The sequence below is a fragment of the Rhodococcus sp. UFZ-B548 genome (assembly GCF_903819475.1).
Taxonomy (GTDB): Bacteria; Actinomycetota; Actinomycetes; order Mycobacteriales; family Mycobacteriaceae; genus Rhodococcus_F; species Rhodococcus_F erythropolis.
This window is the reverse complement of record NZ_CAIJDS010000042.1, coordinates 43,748-66,009: the sequence shown is the minus strand read 5'-3', so window position 1 is coordinate 66,009 and position 22,262 is coordinate 43,748. Positions and strand designations below refer to the sequence as shown.

Annotated in this window: 23 protein-coding genes and 1 pseudogene; 12 read left to right on the top strand and 12 right to left on the bottom strand. The window is 63.4% G+C overall.

Annotated elements, in window-relative coordinates; all coding sequences use genetic code 11:
- From pstB to H7C86_RS27330, 6 genes and pseudogenes are all read right to left on the bottom strand, one after another.
- Positions 1-83, bottom strand: a pseudogene (pstB, locus tag H7C86_RS27355) (phosphate ABC transporter ATP-binding protein); the annotation flags it as partial.
- A 58-nt stretch (positions 84-141) separates the two neighbouring features.
- Positions 142-1,050 carry a phosphate ABC transporter permease PstA gene (gene pstA, locus H7C86_RS27350; protein WP_003940100.1) on the bottom strand — a complete coding sequence of 303 codons (909 nt, stop codon included), beginning with the start codon at positions 1,048-1,050 and terminating at the stop codon, positions 142-144.
- Between the two features lie 3 nt (positions 1,051-1,053).
- The gene (gene pstC / locus H7C86_RS27345; RefSeq protein WP_007733846.1) at positions 1,054-2,145 is read right to left on the bottom strand and encodes a phosphate ABC transporter permease subunit PstC; all 1,092 of its coding nucleotides are present in this window, start codon (positions 2,143-2,145) and stop codon (positions 1,054-1,056) included.
- A gap of 62 nt (positions 2,146-2,207) precedes the next feature.
- Positions 2,208-3,326, bottom strand: coding sequence for a phosphate ABC transporter substrate-binding protein PstS (gene pstS / locus H7C86_RS27340; protein ID WP_019745088.1), 1,119 nt, complete (start codon positions 3,324-3,326; stop codon positions 2,208-2,210).
- Between the two features lie 193 nt (positions 3,327-3,519).
- Positions 3,520-4,419: a mycothiol synthase gene (mshD, locus tag H7C86_RS27335; protein WP_182262603.1), complete on the bottom strand. Its 900-nt coding sequence runs from the start codon at positions 4,417-4,419 to the stop codon at positions 3,520-3,522.
- 1 nt (position 4,420) lies between these two features.
- Positions 4,421-5,173 carry a response regulator transcription factor gene (locus H7C86_RS27330; protein WP_003939728.1) on the bottom strand — a complete coding sequence of 251 codons (753 nt, stop codon included), beginning with the start codon at positions 5,171-5,173 and terminating at the stop codon, positions 4,421-4,423.
- Between the two features lie 141 nt (positions 5,174-5,314).
- Here H7C86_RS27330 and H7C86_RS27325 point away from each other — a divergent pair, with 141 nt between their 5' ends.
- The 8 genes from H7C86_RS27325 to H7C86_RS27295 all read left to right on the top strand — a co-directional run bounded on the left by H7C86_RS27325 (position 5,315) and on the right by H7C86_RS27295 (position 10,560).
- A complete protein-coding gene (locus H7C86_RS27325) occupies positions 5,315-6,094 on the top strand; it encodes an LmeA family phospholipid-binding protein (protein ID WP_003939847.1) in 780 nt (259 codons plus the stop codon).
- Positions 6,091-6,564 (top strand): thioredoxin family protein, encoded by a 474-nt coding sequence (locus H7C86_RS27320; RefSeq protein ID WP_019745090.1) that lies wholly within the window; start codon positions 6,091-6,093, stop codon positions 6,562-6,564. The genes H7C86_RS27325 and H7C86_RS27320 overlap by 4 nt, the downstream gene beginning before the upstream one ends.
- A 10-nt stretch (positions 6,565-6,574) precedes the next feature.
- The gene (locus H7C86_RS37970) at positions 6,575-6,661 is read left to right on the top strand and encodes a putative leader peptide (RefSeq protein ID WP_350318872.1); all 87 of its coding nucleotides are present in this window, start codon (positions 6,575-6,577) and stop codon (positions 6,659-6,661) included.
- 130 nt (positions 6,662-6,791) lie between these two features.
- Positions 6,792-7,262 (top strand): DUF4395 domain-containing protein, encoded by a 471-nt coding sequence (locus tag H7C86_RS27315; protein WP_020970613.1) that lies wholly within the window; start codon positions 6,792-6,794, stop codon positions 7,260-7,262.
- 74 nt (positions 7,263-7,336) lie between these two features.
- Entirely contained in the window at positions 7,337-8,170 is an 834-nt protein-coding gene (locus H7C86_RS27310; protein WP_020908929.1) for a sulfurtransferase, read from the top strand.
- Between the two features lie 2 nt (positions 8,171-8,172).
- Complete coding sequence (locus H7C86_RS27305; protein WP_003939797.1) at positions 8,173-8,478, top strand: DUF1416 domain-containing protein; 306 nt, start codon at positions 8,173-8,175, stop codon at positions 8,476-8,478.
- A 291-nt stretch (positions 8,479-8,769) separates the two neighbouring features.
- Positions 8,770-9,375, top strand: coding sequence for an FABP family protein (locus H7C86_RS27300; RefSeq protein WP_170320401.1), 606 nt, complete (start codon positions 8,770-8,772; stop codon positions 9,373-9,375).
- 144 nt (positions 9,376-9,519) lie between these two features.
- A complete protein-coding gene (locus H7C86_RS27295; protein ID WP_182262602.1) occupies positions 9,520-10,560 on the top strand; it encodes a type IV toxin-antitoxin system AbiEi family antitoxin domain-containing protein in 1,041 nt (346 codons plus the stop codon).
- 233 nt (positions 10,561-10,793) lie between these two features.
- On the opposite strand, the gene cydC is transcribed toward H7C86_RS27295, so the two are convergent.
- The 5 genes from cydC to H7C86_RS27270 form a co-directional block, all read right to left on the bottom strand.
- Positions 10,794-12,482, bottom strand: a complete 1,689-nt coding sequence (cydC, locus tag H7C86_RS27290; protein WP_182262601.1) for a thiol reductant ABC exporter subunit CydC — start codon at positions 12,480-12,482, stop codon at positions 10,794-10,796.
- Entirely contained in the window at positions 12,472-14,160 is a 1,689-nt protein-coding gene (gene cydD / locus H7C86_RS27285; RefSeq protein ID WP_182262600.1) for a thiol reductant ABC exporter subunit CydD, read from the bottom strand. The genes cydC and cydD overlap by 11 nt, the downstream gene beginning before the upstream one ends.
- Before the next feature lie 58 nt (positions 14,161-14,218).
- On the bottom strand, positions 14,219-15,262 hold the full coding sequence (gene cydB / locus H7C86_RS27280; RefSeq protein WP_021332107.1) for a cytochrome d ubiquinol oxidase subunit II: 1,044 nt from the start codon (positions 15,260-15,262) through the stop codon (positions 14,219-14,221).
- Positions 15,263-15,271: 9 nt separating this feature from the next.
- Positions 15,272-16,771 (bottom strand): cytochrome ubiquinol oxidase subunit I, encoded by a 1,500-nt coding sequence (locus H7C86_RS27275; protein ID WP_020970618.1) that lies wholly within the window; start codon positions 16,769-16,771, stop codon positions 15,272-15,274.
- A 154-nt stretch (positions 16,772-16,925) separates the two neighbouring features.
- On the bottom strand, positions 16,926-17,789 hold the full coding sequence (locus H7C86_RS27270) for an aminodeoxychorismate lyase (RefSeq protein ID WP_019745097.1): 864 nt from the start codon (positions 17,787-17,789) through the stop codon (positions 16,926-16,928).
- A 79-nt stretch (positions 17,790-17,868) separates the two neighbouring features.
- Between H7C86_RS27270 and H7C86_RS27265 the strand changes: the two genes are divergently transcribed.
- From H7C86_RS27265 to H7C86_RS27250, 4 genes are all read left to right on the top strand, one after another.
- Complete coding sequence (locus tag H7C86_RS27265) at positions 17,869-18,990, top strand: folate-binding protein YgfZ (RefSeq protein ID WP_020908934.1); 1,122 nt, start codon at positions 17,869-17,871, stop codon at positions 18,988-18,990.
- Positions 18,987-19,655: an MOSC domain-containing protein gene (locus tag H7C86_RS27260; RefSeq protein WP_019745099.1), complete on the top strand. Its 669-nt coding sequence runs from the start codon at positions 18,987-18,989 to the stop codon at positions 19,653-19,655. The genes H7C86_RS27265 and H7C86_RS27260 overlap by 4 nt, the downstream gene beginning before the upstream one ends.
- Positions 19,652-20,605, top strand: coding sequence for an asparaginase (locus tag H7C86_RS27255; RefSeq protein ID WP_003940365.1), 954 nt, complete (start codon positions 19,652-19,654; stop codon positions 20,603-20,605). Before H7C86_RS27260 ends, H7C86_RS27255 begins: the two co-directional genes overlap by 4 nt.
- 202 nt (positions 20,606-20,807) lie before the next feature.
- Positions 20,808-21,011: a DUF3073 domain-containing protein gene (locus tag H7C86_RS27250; RefSeq protein ID WP_003940337.1), complete on the top strand. Its 204-nt coding sequence runs from the start codon at positions 20,808-20,810 to the stop codon at positions 21,009-21,011.
- Positions 21,012-21,161: 150 nt separating this feature from the next.
- On the opposite strand, the gene purM is transcribed toward H7C86_RS27250, so the two are convergent.
- The gene (gene purM, locus H7C86_RS27245) at positions 21,162-22,241 is read right to left on the bottom strand and encodes a phosphoribosylformylglycinamidine cyclo-ligase (protein ID WP_003940225.1); all 1,080 of its coding nucleotides are present in this window, start codon (positions 22,239-22,241) and stop codon (positions 21,162-21,164) included.
- Between the last annotated feature and the right edge of the window lie 21 nt (positions 22,242-22,262).

Here is a 22,262-nt window from a genome sequence, read left to right as displayed (position 1 = left end):
GGGACGGACAGGCCCACATCGGCGACGGCGTGGAACTTGCCGTAGTAGATGTTGACGTCCTTGAGATCCAGACGCTTGGCCATTACCGGCTCCCTACTGAGTTGTTGACGCTGTTGAGTACGAACATGTTCCGAGGCCGCATCACTTGCTTCTGACCTGTGAGAAGTGACCGATCAGCTTCGCGACGATGTTGAGGATCGCGATCAGCAGGATCAGGGTCAGTGCTGCACCCCAGATGCGGTTGGTGCCGGCGTCGGTGGGGTTGTTCATCTCGGCGACCATGACGGAAGGCAGAGTGCCCATTTCGCCGTTGAACAGGTCGAAGTTGATGAACGGCGCGTAGCCGACGAGGATCAGCAGCGGCGCGGTCTCACCGAGCACGCGGGCCAGGGCCAGCATGACGCCGGTGATGATGCCGGGAAGCGCCGTCGGCAGAACGATTTTCGAGATGGTCTTCCACTTCGGCACACCGAGCGCGTACGACGCCTCGCGCAGATCCATCGGGACGATGCGCAGCATTTCCTCGGTGGAGCGGATGACGACCGGGACCATGAGAAGGACCAGAGCCAGCGACACGGCGAACGCGGACTTGGGGAAGCCGAAGGTCGCGATCCACAGTGCGTAGATGAACAGCGCGGCCACGATCGACGGAACACCGCTGAGGATGTCGACCATGAACGTGGTGAGCTTGCCCAGCTTCGACTTCCGGTCGGCGTACTCCACCAGGTAGATCGCGACGAAGATACCGAGCGGGATGGAGAAGACCGCGCACACGATGCCTTGCAGCAGGGTGCCGATCAATGCGTGATAGATACCGCCGCCGTCGGCCGACGCCGTCAATCCGCTCAGCGAGTTGGTGAACCACGTGGGCGACGTCAGAGCGGGCAGGCCCTTGGCGATGACCGTGAAGAGCACCCAGACCAACGGGATGAGCGCGATGACGACTGCCAGGCTCACCAGGATGGTCGCGATGACGTCCTTGGCGCGACGACGGGCGCCGACGCCTTGGAAAGTGGGGGCCTTGACCGGCCGGTCCAGAGTGGAGGTCATGGGTCAGTCCTTCTTTCCGGCGATCACTGCGCGGGCAGCCGCGTTGACGACGAAGGTCAGTACGAACAGCACCAGTCCGGCCGCGATGTACGCGCCTGCCTGGATGTCGTTGTTGAACTCCGCGTAGCCGAGGGCGATCTTGGAGGCGATGGTCGAGCCGCCGTCGAACAGCGACCAGCCGAAGGCCTGAGAGGTGGTGCGCAGGATCAGGTACAGCGCCATCGTCTCGCCGAGTGCGCGTCCGAGACCGAGCATCGAGCCGCTGATGTAGCCGGACTTACCGAACGGGATGACCGTGGTGCGCACAACTTCCCAGCGCGTGGCGCCGAGAGCGAGTGCAGCTTCGATCTGTGAGCGCGGGGTCTGGATGAACACCTCGCGGGTCACTGCGGTGATGACCGGAAGGATCATCACGGCGAGGACGATGCCTGCGGTGAAGATGGTGCCGCCGCCGGTGATCGATCCGCTGCCGTCGGCGAAGAGCGGGAACCAGCCGAGAGTGTCGTTGAGCCACACCGCGACCGGGGTGATCGCCGGAGCGAACACGAGAAGTCCCCACAGGCCGTAGACGATGGACGGCACGGCCGCGAGAAGGTCGATCGTGTACGACAGTGGCCGCGTGAGCCACTTGGGTGAGTACGAAGTCAGGAAGATCGCGATGCCCAGTGCGATCGGCATCGCGAGCACCAGTGCGAACAGCGAGACCAACACAGTGACCTGGAAAAGATCGAGGACACCGAACGCCATCGCGTTGATGTTCTGCGTCACCCATTCACGGCTGGTCAGGAAGTTGACCTGGTTCCGGCTCAAAGCAGGAACAGCACGCCAGATCAGGAACGCGCCGATCGCCGCGATGACAACCGTGATGAAGATTGCCGAACCGGATGCGAGCGAGCTGAAGATGCGGTCACCCGGACGGGTCACCGTCTTGCTGTTGCCGCTTCCCGGACCGTCACCCTTCGGAGGATGCTCGGTTTCTGGAGCCTTGGTGGAAGTAATCGTGTCCTCCGTGGTGCCGTTCGGACCGCCCACCCCGGCCCCGCTGGTTGCGGGGCCGGGAGAACGAGATGTCGAGGTGATGGGCGCGTCACTCATGTGCGCTCACTTCCTTCACGTCTGAATGTAGATCCATGAGCTTGTCCGCACGAGTCTCTAGGTCAGCTGATTGCCGTGATGGACGCGTTGAGGCGATCCTGGACGTTGGCCGGCAGCGGGACGTAACCCTGCTCGGCCAGGTTGGCCTGACCCTCGTTGGCCGCGCTCGTCAGGAACGACTTCACTGCTGCGGTAGTGTCCGCGTCGTAGCCCTTGGAGCAGACGATCGAGTACGTGGCGAGAACCAGCGGGTATGCGCCGGCTTCGTTGGTCTTGAAGATCGACGCGAGGTCGAGCGTCAGGTCGCCGGTTGCGTCGGACTTGAACTTCGCGCCTGCGATCGACTTTGCGGCCGAGTCGTTGGTCAGTGCGACTGCCTCGGAGCCGGTGTTGATTTCTGCAACCGAGAGCTTGTTCTGATCGGCGAACGACTTCTCGACGTAGGTGATCGAACCCGGTGCCGTGGCAACTGCCTGTGCAACGCCCGCCGAACCCTTGGCGCCCTCACCGACGCCACCGGTGAAGTCGGACCCTGCGCCCGACGTCCAAGCACCGTTCGATGCCGCGTCGAGGTACTTCTGGAAGTTGTCGGTGGTGCCCGAGGAATCGGAGCGGATCACGGTGGTGATCTTCTCGTCGGGAAGCGAAGCACCGGAGTTGAGCGCGGCGATTGCCGGATCGTTCCACTTGGTGATGCCACCGTTGAAGATCTTCGCGAGAACCTCTGCGTTGAGAACGAGCTTGTCGACGCCGTCGAGGTTGTATGCAACTGCGATCGGGCCGAAGACGAGGGGAAGGTTCCAGGCCTCGCCGCCGACGCAACGCTCCTTGGCCTTGTCGGCCTGCTCGTCCTTGATGGCCGAGTCGGAGCCGGCGAAGTCGATCTGGCCGGCGATGAACTGCGTGCGACCGTCGCCCGAACCGCTGGGGTTGTAGGCGACGTTGACGGTCTTGCCCTTTTCCTGGCACACGGAGATGTAGGTGGCGACGAACTGGTCCATGGCATTCTTCTGTGCCGAGGAACCAGCGGCAGAGAGGTTGCTCTTGCCTTCGCACGTTGCGTTCGATGCGGACGCGTCCACACCCGTCGACGACGAGTTGTTGTCGCTGCCACATGCGGCCAAGGTCATGGCGCCCACGGCCACTACACCGAGCAGGGCACCACTGCGCTTGAGATTCACCAAGATCCTCCGGAAATCGCTACCGCCACGCCCACGATCGGGCGGCGACATGAGATGCAAAATGATTGAAATCTGCATCAGGCAACACGGCGCTGCCCACAGAGAAAAGTAGGCGGGCGCGGTGTCCGGTTGGACCACACATGGTTAACAGAGAATGAACAGACTGGACATTTCTGCGTGTTCGACTGTGACGTCAGAGCGCGCGAGCGTAAGCCATGTCCACGTGGAACCGATCGAAGCCGAGTCGCTCGTACGTGTGGAGGGCGGCAGTGTTGTCACCTTCGACGTACAGAAGGACCGTTCCGAGGCCGCGATCTCGCAGGTAATGCATGCCTGCGAGAGTCAGCACTCGGCCGAGACCACGTCCCTGCGCCGCGGGATCGATACCCACGACGTACACCTCCCCCAGCTCCCGATCGTCACCTTCGGGTGTGTGCACCTTGGTCCAGTGAAAGCCGAGAAGAGTATCGGGATCGGTGTCCGCGAACGCCATGAACAGACCGGCCGGGTCGAACCAGCCTTCGGCTGTTCGCTCGTCGATCTCCGCCTGGGTCCAGCCACCCTGCTCGGGATGCCAGGAGAAGGCCGCGTTGTTGACGCGAAGGATCTCGGAATCGTCTTCGGGCCCACGGTACGTCCGCATCGTTATACCTTCGGGCACAACGATTTCCGGAAGCTGCGGAGTATCGAGAGGTCGACGCAGCTGGAGGAGTTCACGAACGCTGACCAGATCGAGGCTCTTGGCGAATTCCACTGCGGCGTCGACGTTTCCGTGCGCCCAGACTCGCGTGCCTGGCCGGCCTTCGTCGAATACCGCTGCGGCAAGCCTGGTTCCGATACCGCGGCGCCGCGCCTGCGGGTCGACCACCAACTCGGCCATGTCGGGATGCTCGTCCGAACCGGCTTGCAGCTGCGCATAACCGACGACCGTATCGCCGTCGAGTTCGAGAAAGTGTCGTGCTGCGCCGCGCCCGGCAACGGCATGGCGCCCCTGTTCCGACACGGGCGCCTTGCCGTCGAACTCGGTCGCGCGATCGAGAAGCGCGGAAACCTGCTCGGCGGATCCGGCCGGCAGTGAATCTGTCCAACCCACGTCAGACCACCGATCCGTCGGCCGCGTCGTAGTCGACGTCTTCGTCGTCCTCGAACTGAACGGGAGCAGCTGCGCCGCCCTTGGCCCTGGTCGGACGCACTGCCTTGTATCCGACATTTCGGACTGTACCGATCAAGGACTCGTATTCGGTGCCGAGTTTCGCCCGCAGACGACGCACGTGGACGTCGACCGTCCTGGTGCCGCCGAAGAAGTCGTAGCCCCACACTTCCTGCAACAGCTGTGCCCGGGTGAATACCCGACCGGCATGCTGCGCGAGGTACTTGAGCAGCTCGAATTCCTTGTAAGTCAAATCAAGGGGCCGTCCACGCAGTCGTGCCGTGTACGTCCCCTCGTCGATAACCAGTTCGCCCAGCGTGATCTTTCCCGACGCTTCCGGACTGGCAACACCGCCGCTGCGGGCAACCAACAACCGCAATCGGGCGTCCACCTCAGCCGGACCGGTACCGGGAAGCAGGATGTCGTCCAACCCCCAGTCGGCGTTGACGGCAACGAGTCCGCCTTCGGTGAGGACGGCGACCACAGGTACTGCGGATCCTGTGCTTCCGAGCAATCGACACAACCCGCGTGCGGCAGCTAGATCAGTGCGCGCATCCACCAATGCCACGTCCGCGGAACTTGCCTCGAGTAGCGAGGAAACCTCTGTGGGGGCAGGCCGAACCGAGTGCGCCAGCAACGCCAACGCCGGTAGTACAGCTTCCGGGTTGGGGTCGGAGGTGAGGAGGAGCAGTTCCACACGGCCTCCTATCTAGTAGCCCGCGCAACCCGTGAGGGCAACGCTCGAGTAGTTCGACGCTTTTGGTCGGTCACTACATTAGCGTGCCTGGTACCGGGGCCGTCGCATCGAACCCCGACCGGAGTCCGTCACAATGGTGCGGTGCGCAAACTGATCATCGGCATCGTCTTTCTCCTCGGCCTCGGACTGGTGGCCGATTTCGGCGCTGCCGCGTACGCCGAGTACCGGGTTTCCCGCGAGCTCCGAACCGGCGCATCACTCGAGTCGGATCCGGAGGTCACCTTCAACGGGTTCCCCTTCCTCACCCAAGCACTCGGCGGGAAATACAAGGACGTCTACGTCAGAGCTACCGGCGTCCAGAGCGACGTGGTCGGCGAAGTGACCGTCGAAGCCGACCTGCGCGGGGTCACCGTTCCCTTCTCCGACATCGTGAACGGCAATGTCACCCAGCTCCCCGTTGACAAACTCGACGGCCGGATGGGAATCAACGCCACCGACCTCGGAAAGCTGCTCAACATCCCTGACCTGCAGGTATCTTCGCCGCCGGCCAACAAGTCGGATGGCACCGGGGGCAGCGGTGGAACGGGGGCGAGCACCGCGGGGGCCGTCGTGCTGACCGGAACGGTTGCCGTCGGTCCGGTCGAGACTGCAGTGAGCGTCCAGGCCAACCTGGTTCTGGAAGGTGGGCAGGTCAAGATCGTCGCAAGCAACCTGTACTTCGGTCCGGAGGGCAAAGCCGATTTCTCGATCCCCGCAGCACTCGAACCCGTGGTCCTCGGATTGTTCAGCTACACGATCGATCCGCAGGCACTCCCCTACGGAATTCAGCCGAGCCTGGTCTACGCGGAAGGCGGAAGAATCGTGATCGAAGGCAGCGCCGAAAACACGACGATCGATCTCGCAGAGCTGCAGAACCGATGACCGGGATCACAATTCTGCTGGTCGCCCTCGTCGCCGTCGTCGCGGTCGGGCTCTTTCTCAAGTCGCGCAACGGAGCAGTCCGAGCCACCACCGCGGCATCCGGCACCACCAACAGCCGCCTCGAACTCCTGAGTTCTGCCGGAGTCTCTTCGCCGAACGGTGGGCCCGTCGTACTGCATTTCTCCGCCGACTGGTGCGGACCGTGCGCGGCAGTACGCCGCGTCGTCGGCCAGGTTGTGGTTTCGATGGCGGACGCTCCCCGTCCGCCGGTGGAGATCGAGCTCGACATCGACAAGGAACCGGCTCTGGCACGCGAAATGAGCGTCCTGTCGCTGCCCACCACGTTCATCCTCGACGGTGGCCTGGAGGAACAGTTCCGAGTGTCCGGAGTGCCGTCCGCAGCCGATCTGAAAGCTGCGCTCGTACCACTATCCGGACCCCACGAGCCAAAATCCGAGAATTCGGGGTAAACTCGCCGACGTGCAAACCCGCCACGAGCTGATGCTCACCCGACGCCGCGCAGTAGACCTGTGCCGCCTCGGGGGCTGTTGCTGTACCTGTTGCTGATCACCACATCCGTCAGATCTCTCTGACCTTCGAGCTTTCGCTCACGTGATCAATCCACCGAGTGGGACTTTTGCGTCCCCTTTTCTCGGTCCAGGCAAGCACCATGCAATCCAGCGCAGGAGCACTCCCGATGTCCACAACCACAGCCCAGCTCGAGCAAGTCGACGTCCGCGGACCTCGGTTCGCCGCGTGGGTCACCACCGGCGTTCTCGTTCTCACGCTCATCCTCTCGACCTTCTCTCTGCCCGCCGCCACCGTCGTTCTCGCATTGCAGGCGATCGTCTTCGCAGTCGGAGCGGTACTCGGCCCCAAGCGCAGCCCGTACGGCCAGATCTTCGGCAAGCTCGTCGCCCCCCGACTCTCGCCGGTCAGCGAACGCGAACCCGTGGCGCCGCTGCGCTTCGCTCAGTTCGTCGGCTTCGTCTTCGCCTTGGCAGGCACGGTCGGTTTCCTGGCCGGGTCGACGATCGTCGGCACCGTTGCCACCGGCTTCGCCCTGTTCGCGGCCCTGCTCAACGCCGCGTTCGGCATCTGCCTCGGCTGCCAGATCTACCCACTCGTCGCCAGGCTGCGAAATACCGGCCGCGCGACCACCGCATGAAAACGCTTGCCACACAACCCCGCTGAACCCCTGCTAGATATCGACCGATGCAAGACCACATCGAAAGGAACACCATGGCTCGCTCCGACGTCCTAGTCTCCGCTGACTGGGCTGAGCAGAACCTCAACACCCCCAAGACCGTTTTTGTCGAGGTGGACGAGGACACCAGCGCATACGACGGCGGCCACATCGAGGGTGCAGTCAAGCTCGACTGGCGCAAGGACCTCCAGGACGGCGTCCGACGCGACTTCCTGAACCAGGAGCAGTTCTCGGACCTGCTCTCCGCCAAGGGCATTGCGAACGACGACACCGTCGTTCTCTACGGTGGCAACAACAACTGGTTCGCCGCTTACGCGTACTGGTACTTCAAGCTGTACGGCCACCAGGACATCAAGCTGATCGACGGCGGCCGCAAGAAGTGGGAACTCGACGGACGCCCGCTCTCCAAGGACGCAGTCAACCGCGAAGCCACGCAGTACAAGGCCGAGACCCCCGACTTCTCGATCCGCGCATTCCGCGACGAGGTCATCGACGCCATCGGCAGCAAGAACCTCGTCGACGTTCGTAGCCCTGACGAGTTCTCCGGCAAGATCCTCGCTCCCGCCCACCTTCCTCAGGAGCAGGCGCAGCAGCGTGGCCACGTCCCCGGAGCCATCAACATTCCGTGGAGCACCACCGCCAACGAGGACGGCACCTTCAAGTCGGACGACGACCTCACCAAGCTGTACGCGGAGAAGGGCTTCGACGACACCAAGGAAACGATCGCCTACTGCCGCATCGGCGAGCGCTCGAGCCACACCTGGTTCGTACTGCAGGAGATCCTCGGCAAGAACAACGTCAAGAACTACGACGGCAGCTGGGTCGAATACGGCTCACTCGTCGGCGCACCGATCGAATTGGGAGCCTGATCATGTGTGGAGCACCTACCCAGGGGCAGACCCTGCCTGCCGGCGTCGACGTCGAGAAGGAAACGGTCATCACCGGCCGCGTTCTCGCCGCTGACGGCCAGCCCATCGGCGGCGCATTCGTGCGTCTGCTCGACGGCTCCGGAGAGTTCACGGCCGAGGTCGTGGCATCGGGAACCGGCGATTTCCGCTTCTTCGCCGCTCCGGGCGAGTGGACCGTGCGTGCACTGTCCAGCTCGGGCAACGGCACATCCACCGTCGCTCCCGAGGGCTCGGGCGTGCACAACGTGGACGTGACCGTCAGCAAGTAATTCCAGCTTTTCCAGGCGGCCCCGCACCCCTTCGGTGCGGGGCCTTCTGCATTCCGGCTCCCGATTTTTCCGGTCGGTCGCCGCGGTCTAAGATGTATCCGTGGTCATTTTCTTCGAGGTACTCCTCGCACTCGCATCCGTCATGATCGCTTGGTTCTCCGTGTACGTCGTGTACCGCTTGGTCACCGACGAGTCGTGAGTCAGGCTCCGGATTCAGGGTCCGACGCGACCGCTGACGATTCCGCCGCTGCAGGTGCCGTAAGGCGCGGCAGCGGGGACGAAGCTGTCGCCATCGCCGTCGAGCGCTCCAAGTCGACGGCGTCGCTCAACATTCCGACCCTGCCGGACCTTCCGTTGCCCGAGGACACCGCAAACCTGCGCCTCGGCCCGGACATCAATCCCGAACTCCTCGCACTGCTCCCCCTCGTCGGCGTCTGGCGCGGCGAAGGCGAAGGGCACGACGAGACCGGTGACTACGCCTTCGGTCAGCAGATCGTCATCTCTCACGACGGCGGCCCCTACCTCAATTGGGAGTCCAGATCTTGGCGTCTCGACGCCGAGGGCAAGTACGTGAGCCCTGATCTGCGCGAGAGCGGGTACTGGCGCATGGGCGGCGACGGCATCCCGGGCAGCGTCAACCAGGAAGTCGTCGAACTCCTGCTCAGCCACAGCTCCGGCGTCGTCGAAATGTACTACGGCCGTGCGCTCACCCAGGCGTCGTGGGAACTTGCCACCGACGTGGTGATCCGCAGCCAGTCCGGTGCACTGTACGGCGGCGCGAAGCGCCTCTACGGCATCGTCGAAGGCGGCGACCTCGCGTACGTCGAAGAGCGGATCATGTCTGACGGTGGCCTGGAACCGCGCCTCTCGGCGCGGCTGACCCGCTACATCGGCTAGTTCTGCTGTGCGCCTTTATTAACCCCCGGCGGTTAATAAAGGCGCACAGCAGATCCATCCACAGGCACCGACAAATTCCACAGGCGGGCTCTGGAGCGGCAGTTTCGACCGATTCCTGTCGGACCGCGATCTCACGGTATTCGCATGAACTGCGACTACATCGATCCTGATCTCCGAAGACTCTTCGACTTCCAGCACGGGCTCGGGACCAATAAACAGCTGCGCCCTTTCGGCTATTCACCGCGGCGCATCCAACATCTGGTCGAATCGGGTCAATGGACTTCCGTCCTCCACGGCGTTCAATCCAGCACCAACGGCCCACTCAACCGAGCAATGATTCTCGAGGCCGCCCTTCTGTTCGGCGGCGGAGAGACCTACCTGAGTCACCGGACTGCTGCTGAAGAGTGGGGGCTCACGCACATCGAGTCCGAACTGCCGGTCCACATCACGGTCCGATACGGCAGATCCTCACGCTGTCAGAGTCCGACGGTCAGACCCGAACGCTCCCCGGCGCGCCCCGTTCCGTTGGGGTGGTCCACTGCCCATCCCGGAGTGATCGTTCATCGTTCACGCGCTCAAGCCCACATCGGCGTTGCCACTCAGCCTGCTCGTACTTCGCTGGCCGACACCGCAATTGACCTGGCGGTTGCAGAGCCCTCGGCTCGCGACGCCGCTCGTTCTCTGGTCCGATCGGCCACGGCGTGCAAGGTGTCCCGGATGGAACTACGCACCCGAATGGAATGCCGCCGGCCGAGGCGATATGTCAAAGCGCTGTCCTCGACGTTGGACCTCTTGGATCGCGGCGTCCAGTCGGTACTCGAACATCGCTACGCAATCGAAGTCGAGCGCGCACACGGTTTGCCGGAAGCACGACGGCAATCGCCGGTCATCGTCGACGGGAGAACTCTCTACGAGGACGTCGACTACCGCAATTGCGGAGTCGCACTGATCGTTCGACTCGACGGATTCGCCTTCCACTCTTCTCGGGCGACTGCACTGCGGGATCGGCGGCGAGGTAACGCATCCGAACTGTCAGGCAACGCCACACTGGTCTTCGGTTGGGAGGAGGTGGAGGGGGCCTCGTGCCGAACTGCAGCCGAGGTCAGAGCGATCCTCGAGCGCGGTGGATGGTGGGGGCCTAATCCTTGTCCACGCTGTGCGCCTTTATTAACCGCCGGGGGTTAATAAAGGCGCACAGCACGAAGCGACCCCCGAGCCACACCCACGCTTTCGCGCGGATCCCGGTCGGACTGATCGGGGGCTCGGGGGTCGGGTGGCTGCCTGGGATTCGCCGGCCGCTCACGCGGTAAGTGAATTCCATCAGCGATTGCGGCTAGCTGGCAGCCACCTCACGCGTCCGTCTGTACTTCAATTTCAGACCACCTCCTTCCTTGTGTAAAGGAGAAAGTACGCCCACTTCACGACGACGGCAACGTATTTTCCACAGAAACTTTTCCGACGCATATCACCTGGTCAGCTGCTGTGCCGTCCGGAAGTTGGTGGGTGACGACAACAACGGTTCGCGAAGAATCGACCAGCGTTGCGTCGCGACTGAGCAACTCGCGGAGCAACTGAGCGCCCGCATCCGCGTCGATGTGCTCGGTCGGCTCGTCGAGCAGCAGCACCTCCGCAGGCGAGACGATCGCGCGTGCCAACAGCAACCGACGACGCTCACCGCCCGAAACCGCTCGCATACCGCCGACCAGGTAGGTGTCGAGCCCTTCCGGCAGTTCCGACAACCAGTCGCCGAGACCAACTGCGGCAAGTGCCTTCTCCGCGTCCTCGGCTGTGAGGTCACCCCGCGCAACGCGCAGGTTCTCGAGTACCGACGTCTCGAAGAGGTGTGCGTCTTCGGCGAAGTACCCGACGTGCCTGCGCAGTTCGGCCGGATCGATATCCGAAATATCCACTGCGCCAACGCGAACTGTTCCCGCGACGGGCGGCAGCAACCCCGCGATCGTCATCAGTGCGGTGGTCTTTCCGGATCCGCTCTCCCCGACGACGGCAACGCGGGCACCGCGAGGAAGATCCACGGAGAGCGGTTCGGTCACCTTTCCCCCGGGCCAACCCGCCTGCAATGCATGCACGCTGAGAATCCCGTTCTCCGGCCACGCACGATTTCCTTCGACGTGTTCCGCGTCGGCTCGATCGAGTACCGCCATGATGCGAGCCGACGCCAGCCGCGCCTTGGTCAACGCCACCGCCGCGCTGGGCAGTATCGCGGTTCCCTCGAAAGCCGACAGCGGAAGCAGTACAAGGATTCCCATGGACATCGGTGACATGTCGGTGGTTCCGTACAGCGTAATTCCGATCAACAGGGCACCGAGGACGCTCACACCGATTGCCAGGGGCGTCGCAGCGGCGGCAAAGGCACTCGGTACCGCCGCGCGATCGGTTGCATCGACCACCTCGTTCTCGGCGGACACAGCCTCGCTCACCGCCTGATCCAAGCGACCTGATACTCGAAGCTCAGCGGAATGGTCGAGCGCGGTCACCGCCGACTCACTGAATCGCGCTGCGGCAGCTGAACTGTCGGCCTCCGCAAGTCGAGCAGCTCGCGCCGACAGCCAGGGCGCCGCAATCCCGGACACCGCCAGCGCAACAGCCAGAATGAGTGCGGCCGGAACCGAGATGAACAACAGGATTCCCACCGCGGCGAAGGCGAGGACAACCGAAACAGCAATCGGGATCAGCGCTTTGACGACGACGTCGCCCAGCGCGTCCACGTCGGAGCCCGTACGGGAGAGCAGGTCACCGCGTCGTAGTCCGGCGGCGGCCGCGGGATCTCCCGCTGCCAACTGCTGGTAGATCCTCGACCGCGCTGCGGTGGTGCCGCGCAATGCGACGTCGTGCGTCGTCAATCGTTCGAGATAGCGGAAGACACCACGTGAGATTCCCAACGCGCGTACGGCAACCACCGCGACGCTGAGATCGAGAACGGGAGGCATCTCCCATGCGCGCGTGATCAACCATGCGGACAGCGCGGCCAAGGCGAGTGCGCTACCAAGTGTTGCCACACCGGCGGCCACCGCAGTCAGTACGCGTCGTGGTCGAAGTTCCAGTAGCCGAAGAGCACGCAGAAGCGGATCGTGAGCGTCACTTCTCATGAGCGCGCACCTCGACGATCCGGTCAGCTGCGGCGAGCACACTCGGACGGTGGCCGATCACGACGACTGTGTCGCCGCGCTCCGCCAGTGCTCTCAGAGAAGCCAACACTGTCCCTTCAGAATCGGAATCGAGGTGAGCGGTGGGTTCGTCCAGGACAAGAACTGCGCGGTCGGAGGCGAGCACGCGTGTCAGCGCCAGTCGTTGTCGCTGCCCCAGCGACAAACCTGTGCCGCCGACGCCGATAACGGTCTCGACACCCGCAGGCAGCTCGGCCAATACCGCGTCGAATCCCGTCGCAGCAGCGGCGCGAGCCAATGCTTGCGCATCGACGACCCCGGTGAGATCGAGATTTTCACGAACGGTGCCGGGTAGGAGGACCGGATGTTGGGGAAGCCATGCCAACTGACTCCACCACGCGTGCTCGTCCAGGTCTCGGACATCGACGCCGGCGACCGTCACGCGGCCACTGCTCGGTTCGATCAGCCCGAGTAGCGCGTGCACTGCCGTCGACTTGCCGCAGCCGTTGGGACCGGTGAGCACGGTGATCGCCCCTGGCAACGCCACGGCGGAAAGTTGAGACGGTGCGACTCCCCCACGAGAGGTCACGCCGAGTCCGTCGAAGACGATGTCGGCACCGCGAGCGACCACCGTCGTGATACCACCCTCCGGTGCGGCAGAATCCGCCTCGATCACCTCGAATGCCTTGTCGGCTGCTGCCATTCCGTCCTCGGCGGCGTGGAACTGGGTTCCCACCATCCGAAGTGGCAGATACACCTCGGGTGCGAGGATCAACGCGACTATCCCCGGCTCGAGTGACATGTCCCCATACACGAGTCGCAAGCCGATGCTCACGGCCACCAATGCGACGCAGAGTGTTGCGAGCAGTTCAAGCACCATCGAGGACAGGAACGCTACGCGCAGAGCAGACATGGTCGTCCGTCGATGGGCGTCACCGAGTTCACGGACACGCTCGGCAGGGCCTTGCTGACGACCGAGCGCTCGCAGTGTCGGCAGTCCGGCAAGTAGATCGAGCAGTTGCGAAGACAGCGTGGTCATCGCGGCCAGTGTCTTCTCCGACTTACCCTTCGTCAGCAAGCCGATGAGAATCATGAAGATCGGGATCAGCGGCAGCGTCACGAAAATGATGACCGCAGACGTCATGTCCTGCACCGCAATGACTATCAGGGTGATGGGCGTCAGTGTCACCGACAGGACCAGAGCCGGCAGGTATCCCGTCAGGTACGGACCGAGGCCATCGACACCGCGGGTGACCACGGTCGCGATCTCGTCACGCCGAGGATCCAGATCGCGCGGACTCATCGCCGTCGCCGACGTCAGCACGCCGTTCTTGATCTCGGCAACGACGCGAGTCGACGCCCGGTGCGCATACCTGGTCTGCAGCCAGGTCCCCAGAACTCGGACCGTCACAGCTGCGGCCAGAACAACCAATTCGGTTGTCCACGAAGAAACATCCACAGTTCGAGTGGTGATCACTCCGGCCAGGACTCGGCCGATCATGAGCGCCGCGACGATGACCATCACGACGTTCACCATCGACAGAGCGACCGTCAGGATCAGATAGCCGCGCGCAGAAGCGGAATGTCGCCACAGCCGCGGGTCGATCGGCCCCCGGCGACGCTCCCGAGTGGTGGGAGCGTCGCCTACTTCGATAGTCACGTGAATTCGACCGTCAGTTCTTTCGGCATTCGAATGTTTCGTGATTCAAGGTTGGTGACTACCACGTCTTCTCCTTGAATCGCAGACCGATCGACGCCGGAATCTGCTTGGAGGAGATGCGCTGTCGGAACACCCAGTACGTCCAACCCTGGTAGATGATCACCACCGGCGTCATGAATGCCGCGGCCCACGTCATCACCTTGAGCGTGTACGGACTCGACGACGCGTTCTCGATGGTCAGGCTGTACGCCGGATCGAGCGTCGACGGCATGACGTTCGGGAACAGCGAGGCGAACAGCAGCACGACGGTGGCGATGACGGCCACACAGGTGAGAACGAAGGCCCAGCCTTCGCGCTCGGCCCGCGTCAGGAAGACGACGCCGATCAGTGCAGCAGCAGCGACGGCTACCAGAATCCACGTCCATCCCTTGCCGTAGGCGAGCTGCGTCCACAGGACGAATCCGCCGGCGACAGGAATAGCCGGAATTGCGAGTCGTGCAGCAATTTTCACTGCGTCTTCACGAACCTCGTCGGCACTCTTGAGCGCCAGGAACACAGCGCCGTGGAGAGCGAACACCAGCGCGGTGGTCAGACCGCCGAGCAGTGCGTACGGGTTGAGCAGATCGAAGAATCCCGACTCGACCTGCTTGTCGGCGTTGATCGCCACGCCCCGAACGATGTTCGCGAAAGCCACGCCCCAGAGAACTGCCGGGACCCAGGAGCCGAAGATGATGCCCCAGTCGCAGCGCTGACGCCATTTGTCGTCGTCGATCTTGCTTCGCCATTCGATGGCACAGATTCGAACGATCAAGGCCACCAGGATGATCAGCAGCGGCAGATAGAACCCGGAGAACAATGTCGCGTACCACTCCGGGAATGCCGCGAACATCGCGCCACCGGCGGTGATCAGCCACACCTCGTTGCCGTCCCACACCGGGCCGATCGTGTTGAGCGCCACCCGTCGACGCGTATCGGCCGGGAGGTCACTGCCTCTGCCGACGATCGGCATGAGCATTCCGACACCGAAGTCGAACCCTTCGAGGACGAAGTAACCGATGAAGAGCACTGCGACGAGCACGAACCATACTTCTTGAAGTCCCATGATCGCCTCCTAGTACGCGAACGACAGTTGTTTGGGCTTGTCCGGATCTTCCGGCTCGTCATGATCCGTATCGCCCGGTGGATGCATGTCGTGCTCCAACGGACCTTCCTTCGCGTACCGCACGATCAGCTTGAACCAGACCACACCCAGCGCTCCATACAGGAGGGTGAAGGTGATCAGCGAAGCCCAGACGGTAGCCGATGCGTGGTCCGAAACACCTTGGTCGACAGTCAGTCTGATCATGTCGACGCCGGTCGGATTGGGATGCACCACCCAGGGCTGACGGCCCATCTCGGTAAAGATCCAGCCGGCGCTGTTCGCCATGAACGGAGTGGGAATCGCGACGAGACTGAGGATTCCGAACCACTTCTGGTCCGGGACCCGCCCCTTACGTGTGACCCACAGTCCCGCGAGAGCCAGTGCTGCCGAACCGGCGGCGAGACCGATCATGGCGCGGAAAGACCAGTACGTGACAAAGAGATTCGGTCGGTAGTTGCCCGGTCCGAAGTCCTGCTCCGCCTGCTCCTGCAGTTGGTTCACGCCTTGCAGTTCGACGCCGGTGAACTTGCCCTCGGCCAACCACGGTAGAACGAACGGCACCTTCAGAACGTGCGTCACGCTGTCACAGTTGTTGTGTGTACCGATGGTGAGAATCGAGAAATCCGGATCCATCTCGGTGTCGCACAGCGATTCTGCCGACGCCATCTTCATGGGTTGTTGCTGGAACATGAGCTTGCCTTGAACGTCACCGGTGTAGATGATGCCGATCCCGGCCACGATCATGACGAGCAAGGCGAATCGTGTTGCCGGGCGGTACATCGTTCGTGCGTCGGTTTCGAGACGCTCGGCTTCGGCGGCCTCAGCCTGCTTGGCGCGGCGCATGTTCCGCACCATCCACCAACCACTGATGCCGGCAACAAACGTCGCCGCCGTCAGGAAGGCGCCGGCAACCGCGTGCGGGAAGGCAGCAAGAGCGGTGTTGTTGGTCAACAACTCCCAGATGCTGGTGAGTTCGGCACGACCCGTTTCAGGGTTGTACGTCGCACCGACCGGATGCTGCATGAACGAGTTGGCCGCGATTATGAAGAACGCCGACGCGTTGACGCCGATCGCCACGAGCCAAATACACGCCAGGTGTACAAGTTTGGGCAGCCTGCCCCAACCGAAGATCCAGAGTCCGATGAAGACGGACTCCATGAAGAAGGCGACAAGGCCTTCCAATGCGAGCGGAGCTCCGAAGACGTCGCCGACGAATCGCGAGTACTCGCTCCAGTTCATTCCGAACTGGAACTCCTGCACGATGCCGGTGGCTACACCGAGTGCGAAGTTGATGAGAAAGAGCTTGCCGAAAAACTTGGTGAGGCGATACCAGTGGTCCTTTTTGGTGACCACCCACATCGTCTGCATGATCGCGATCATCGGTGCAAGTCCGATGGTCAGCGGAACAAGGATGAAGTGGTAGACGGTAGTGATACCGAACTGCCACCTGGAGACGTCCAAAGTATCCATTGGCTACTCCGAGAGTAGGGCCCTGGGACAGGCTTCGGGGTTCGAGACGCGGGCAGTCGCTCGGCCCCTGCGGACACGGTACTGCTGTCCGGTTTGGACCGCAGGACTTTGCTACTACCAAATGTAGTAGAGACCTGTCGCGATTCCTATTCGCCTATCGCCCTGCTGAATCCGAATCAATTGCACGTTCAACCAATTCCGCGAATTCCTCGGAGACCTTCGGCTCTGGCAATGCGAGCCCGTCGAGTGTATGGACGCGTGCGGCCAGCGTGACGCTCGAAACCATCCACACTCCGTCGGCCGCAATCAAATCCGCAGGTCGGAGGGTTTCGTATCGGCAATCGAAGCGAGCACTGCCGGCAACGTCGAAGAGGGCACGCTGCGTCGTACCCATCAAAATGCCCTGTGCGGGAGGCGGTGTGATCAAAGTCCTGTCCCGAACGATCACCACCGTCGAGCGTGGCCCCTCCAACACATTGCCCTCGGAACTGACGAAGATCACATCGTCGGCACCCAAATTCGCCGCATATCGGAGCGCTGCCATGTTGGTTGCGTAGGACAACGTCTTCGCGCCCAGTAGCTGCCAGGGTGCCCGGGCAGAGAGATCGACCGAGAAACCTCGCTCGAGAGTCATCACCGACAGCCCCGATTCGCGGACCTGTCTGACCCGATCGGCCACCGGACCGACCATCACGAAGGCTGTCGGCTTGTCGCCGCTCTCCCTGCCGCGAGTCAGAACGAGACGAAGAGCGCCTTCCTTCTCGGTCCCCCACTCCTCGGCTGCCATCTCGATCGCCAGACGCCAGTCATCGAGAACGGGGGCGGGCAGACCCAGTGCCCGCGCGCTCAGAACCAGTCGACTCAGATGTCCCTCGACCACCCGCGCCCTACCGTCGCGTACCAACAGCGTCTCGAAGACTCCGTCGCCGCGCACCACCGCCAGGTCGTCGGCGTGCAGAAACGGTGCGTCAGCATCGAGCACCTCATGGTCGAGAGTCACCAATACGCGATCAGGCATGCCATCAACCCTAACGATCCGCCAAGCCGCCGGGGCCGCCCTGTAACCGCGATCCCGCCCACACTCCTAGACTGGTCTTGTGGTCGACAACGCTCTTGTGCCCAACAGCCCACTTCTGACTTCCCCCGGCGCGGTCACCGCACCGGACGGTTCGGCCGACATCGGTGTCGCATGGCACTACGGCGATCCCCTCGGTGAACAGCGAACCGCGCAGCGCGCAGCAGTGGTGGTCGACCGCAGTCACAGATTCGTGATCGCCATTCCCGGCGACGAACGCCTCACGTGGCTGCACACGATTTCGAGCCAGCACATCGCCGCGCTCCCCGACGGCAAGAGTGCCGAGAACCTGAGCCTGGATGTCAACGGACGCGTCGAGCACCACTTCGTGCAGACGGACCTGGCCGGTGTCACCTGGATCGACACCGAAGCCGACCGCGGGCCAGACCTCCTCTCCTTCTTGAAGAAGATGGTGTTCTGGTCCAAGGCCGAGCCTCGGGACGGCAACGAACTCGCGGTATTGAGCCTGGTCGGTCCCGAATCCCCAGCTGTCCTCTCCGCGATCGGCGTGCAGACACCAACCGATGCCTACGACGCTCTCGCGCTGGCCGACGGCGGGTTCGTCCGCCGCATGCCGTGGCCCACCGAGGACTCTTTCGATCTGCTCGTCCCACGTGAGCAACTGGCGGCGTGGTGGACCAAGCTGACCGATGCCGGTGCCAAGCCCGCCGGAAGTTGGGCCTTCGAGGCGCTCCGCGTCGAAGCGAGGAGGCCTCGCCTCGGACTGGACACCGACGAGCGGACGATCCCGCACGAGGTCCACTGGATCGGCGGGCCGGCCGAACACGGCGCCGTCCACCTCGACAAGGGCTGCTACCGCGGTCAGGAAACCGTCGCCCGGGTTCACAATCTCGGCAAGCCCCCGCGCCATCTCGTCATGTTGCACCTCGACGGCAGCGCCGAAGCGGTCCCGGAACCGGGTGATCCGATCACGGCGGGCGGACGGGCAGTCGGACGTGTCGGGACCGTCGTCAATCATCACGAACTCGGCCCGATCGCGCTCGCTCTGATCAAGCGCAACATTCCGGTCGACACCGAACTGATGGCCGGCCCCAGCGCTGCGTCCATCGATCCGGATTCGATCGTCGCGGACGACGCACCCCAGGCCGGACGTGAGGCTGTCAACCGATTGCGCGGAAAGTGACGGGCATGGTCGACGCGGTCTGCGTCGTCCACACCGAACGTGACAGTGGCGTCAGGCGAGTCCCCCGGACCGCGATCGACAAGCGTCCCGTCGACGGCCGCGTAGCGGTCGGCCGACTCGGCCTGGGTGGCGACTACGTCTGCGACACCGAATTCCACGGCGGCGCCTTCCAAGCTGTCTACGCGTATCAGCGCGACGAAGCGCAGCGATGGTCGGACGAGTTGGGCCGACCGCTCGCCCCGGGGTGGTTCGGCGAGAACCTCCACATCAGCGGAATGCTCGTCACGGACGCCGTGATCGGCGAGCGTTGGCACATCACCGGAGCCGAGGCGTCGGACGTTCTCGAACTCGAGGTAACCGCTCCCCGCGTCCCGTGCGGCACCTTCGGCATCTGGGCCGCGGAAAAGGGCTGGGTCAAAAGATTCACCGAGCGGACCGACGTCGGCGCCTACCTTCGCGTCAACCGGACCGGCACGATCGCCGCGGGCGACTCGGTCACCCGAGTCCACGTACCGGATCACGGCGTGACTGTTCGAGAAGTCTTTGCCGGAACCGACCCCGAGAGACTCCGACGGCTCCTCGCAGAACACACCGATCTTGCACCGAACGTCGCCGCGCGCGTCCAGAGGTTCATCGAACAAGCAGAAGCGCAGGTGCACTCGTGAGTATCGAATTGGTGGAAGTGGTCCGCTCCGGATTCCGCGAATGCGTGCATCGCGGATCGGCCGTCATTCTGGGCGCCGACGGCGAGGTCGTTGTCGGACTCGGGGAGATTCACACACCCATCTACCCGCGCTCGGCGAACAAGCCGCTGCAAGCCGTCGCTGCGCTTCGTAACGGCTTTGCACCCACCAGTCCGGAAGAGTTGGCCGTCGCGTCGTCCTCACATGCGGGCGAGGCCGATCACATCGAATTGGTCGCCGCGCTTCTCGCTCGCTACCAGCTCGGTGTCGACCAGTTGCAGTGCCCCTCCGATCTGCCGGGCAACGAGCTGGCCCGAGCCGAACTGATCGCAGCGGGCGAACTTCCCAGTCCGATCTACATGACCTGCTCGGGCAAGCACTCCGCGATGCTCGCGACGTGCGTCGTGAACGACTGGCCGCTCGAGACGTACATGGAGCCGACCCATCCCCTCCAACTCGCGATCCAGGAGACGATCTTCGATCTCAGCGGCGAGGAAGAGCAGGAACTCGGCATCGACGGTTGTGGTCTCCCGATCGTCCCGCTTTCGCTCACGAACCTGGCTCGGGCATTCGGACGCCTGCCCTCGGCTGAGCCGGACTCCCCTGAACGGGCTGTGGCCGACGCGGTCCGCGAAAACCCCTTCCTCGTCTCGGGCACGGGCCGCAACGATCAGCGCCTGATGTCCGCCGTGCCGGGTCTGTTCTCCAAGACCGGATACGACGGCATCTACGCCGGAGCGCTTCCCGACGGTTCCGCTTTCGCCCTCAAGATCGACGACGGCCACGAGCGGGCGCTCCTGCCATTGGCGGCAGCTCTGCTCAAGCGAATGAACACCGAGTGGACCGAGGAATTGGCGGCTCTCGCATCCGCTCCGGTCTTCGGCGGGGACGCCCGAGTGGGGACGATTCGCGCAATTCCCGGAAACTTCTGAGCAGTTCTCACAAAGTTCTGACGAGTTCTTTCAGCATCCTGGCAGCTCGCGGCCATAGTGAGAGCAATCAGACACGGCGGTGAGGCGTTCGTGGAAGCGGAAGCGACTTTTCCACGCTAGAGTGTGTGTCAGGAAACTTACACACTCAAACGGGGCCGCCAAATTCCCCAGGCCGCCCCGCGAAAGCGCGAGGGGGTCAGCCATGGGCCGCGGCCGGGCTAAGGCAAAGCAGACCAAGGTTGCACGCGAATTGAAGTACAGCGTACCGACCACGGATTTCGACAGCCTGCAAAGAGAGCTCGCAGGTGGATCGACCAACTCGCATCGGAGCAGTGTCCGATCGGACCAGACTTCCGATAGGGAAGGGCATGCGCGAGAGGACGACTACGACGACTGGCGGCGTTGACCGCGCACTGCCACCGCGCAGACTGTGAAATGAGGAAGAGCTGATCGCTCTTCCTCATTTTTGCGTTCCATTTTCTGCCCCGCGCCTGCTTGTACGGACACACAAAACTGCCCCACCGGATCTCTCCGATGGGGCAGCTGACGTTGCGGTCTAGAAGCGCGGGTGGTCTCCGGCCAGGAACGCACGCTCTGCAGCGGCGTCCGACGCCTTCTTGACGCTACCGAGCGTCCAGCAGTCGATGTGGCGTGCAGTCAGGACGGCAAGTGCGCGGTCGACGTCCTCGGGCGCCACGACGGCAACCATGCCGACACCCATGTTGAAGGTCTGCTCCATCTCGGCGCGCTCGACGCGTCCGCGCTGCGCGATCATCGCGAACACCGGAGCGGGGCTCCAGGTTCCGCGATCGAGTTCGGCGACCAAGCCCTTGGGCATGACGCGCGCGAGGTTGTTGGCAAGGCCACCACCCGTGACGTGGCAGAACGTGCGCACGTCGGTCTCGGCAGCGAGTGCCAGGCAGTCCTTGGCGTAGATCTTGGTGGGCTCGAGCAGTTCCTCACCGAGGGTGCGGCCGAACTCGTCGACGTGTGCGCTCAGGTTCATGCGGTCGATCTCGAGCAGGACCTTGCGGGCCAGCGAGTAACCGTTGGAGTGAAGTCCCGACGAGCCCATGGCGATGACGACGTCGCCGGGGCGAACGCGGTCCGGTCCGAGCAGCTTCTCGGCCTCCACGACACCGACGCCGGTGGCGGAGAGGTCGTAGTCACCGTCGGCCATGATGCCGGGGTGCTCGGCGGTCTCGCCACCGAGGAGAGCGCAACCGGCCTGGATGCAGCCCTCAGCGATGCCGCTGACCAATTCCGCGACGCGCTCGGGGATGACTCGGCCGACAGCGATGTAGTCCTGAAGGAACAGCGGCTCGGCGCCACAGACGACGAGGTCGTCGACAACCATGGCGACGAGGTCGAGTCCGACCGTGTCGTGCTTGTCCATCGCCTGCGCGACAGCGAGCTTGGTTCCGACGCCGTCGGTCGATGCGGCGAGCAGCGGCTCCTTGTAGTCACCCTTGAGGGAGAACAAGCCGGCGAAACCACCGAGGCCACCCATGACCTCGGGGCGGCTGGCCTTCTTGGCCAGAGGGGCGAAGAGTTCCACCGCCCGGTCGCCTGCGGCGATATCGACTCCTGCTGCCGCGTAGGAGGCGCCTGCGGTGCGGTGACTGTCCTCGGTCATCGGGTTACTACTCCAGCCTTG

Coding starts and splice junctions, on each gene's coding strand:
- H7C86_RS27295 (WP_182262602.1), top strand. CDS start 9,520: ATGAACTGCGACTACATCGATCCTGATCTCCGAAGACTCTTCGACTTC.
- H7C86_RS27315 (WP_020970613.1), top strand. CDS start 6,792: ATGTCCACAACCACAGCCCAGCTCGAGCAAGTCGACGTCCGCGGACCT.
- H7C86_RS27270 (WP_019745097.1), bottom strand. CDS start 17,789: ATGCCTGATCGCGTATTGGTGACTCTCGACCATGAGGTGCTCGATGCT.
- H7C86_RS27275 (WP_020970618.1), bottom strand. CDS start 16,771: ATGGATACTTTGGACGTCTCCAGGTGGCAGTTCGGTATCACTACCGTC.
- pstA (WP_003940100.1), bottom strand. CDS start 1,050: ATGACCTCCACTCTGGACCGGCCGGTCAAGGCCCCCACTTTCCAAGGC.
- purM (WP_003940225.1), bottom strand. CDS start 22,241: ATGACCGAGGACAGTCACCGCACCGCAGGCGCCTCCTACGCGGCAGCA.
- pstC (WP_007733846.1), bottom strand. CDS start 2,145: ATGAGTGACGCGCCCATCACCTCGACATCTCGTTCTCCCGGCCCCGCA.
- cydB (WP_021332107.1), bottom strand. CDS start 15,262: ATGGGACTTCAAGAAGTATGGTTCGTGCTCGTCGCAGTGCTCTTCATC.
- cydC (WP_182262601.1), bottom strand. CDS start 12,482: ATGAGAAGTGACGCTCACGATCCGCTTCTGCGTGCTCTTCGGCTACTG.
- H7C86_RS27320 (WP_019745090.1), top strand. CDS start 6,091: ATGACCGGGATCACAATTCTGCTGGTCGCCCTCGTCGCCGTCGTCGCG.
- H7C86_RS27310 (WP_020908929.1), top strand. CDS start 7,337: ATGGCTCGCTCCGACGTCCTAGTCTCCGCTGACTGGGCTGAGCAGAAC.
- H7C86_RS27305 (WP_003939797.1), top strand. CDS start 8,173: ATGTGTGGAGCACCTACCCAGGGGCAGACCCTGCCTGCCGGCGTCGAC.
- H7C86_RS27250 (WP_003940337.1), top strand. CDS start 20,808: ATGGGCCGCGGCCGGGCTAAGGCAAAGCAGACCAAGGTTGCACGCGAA.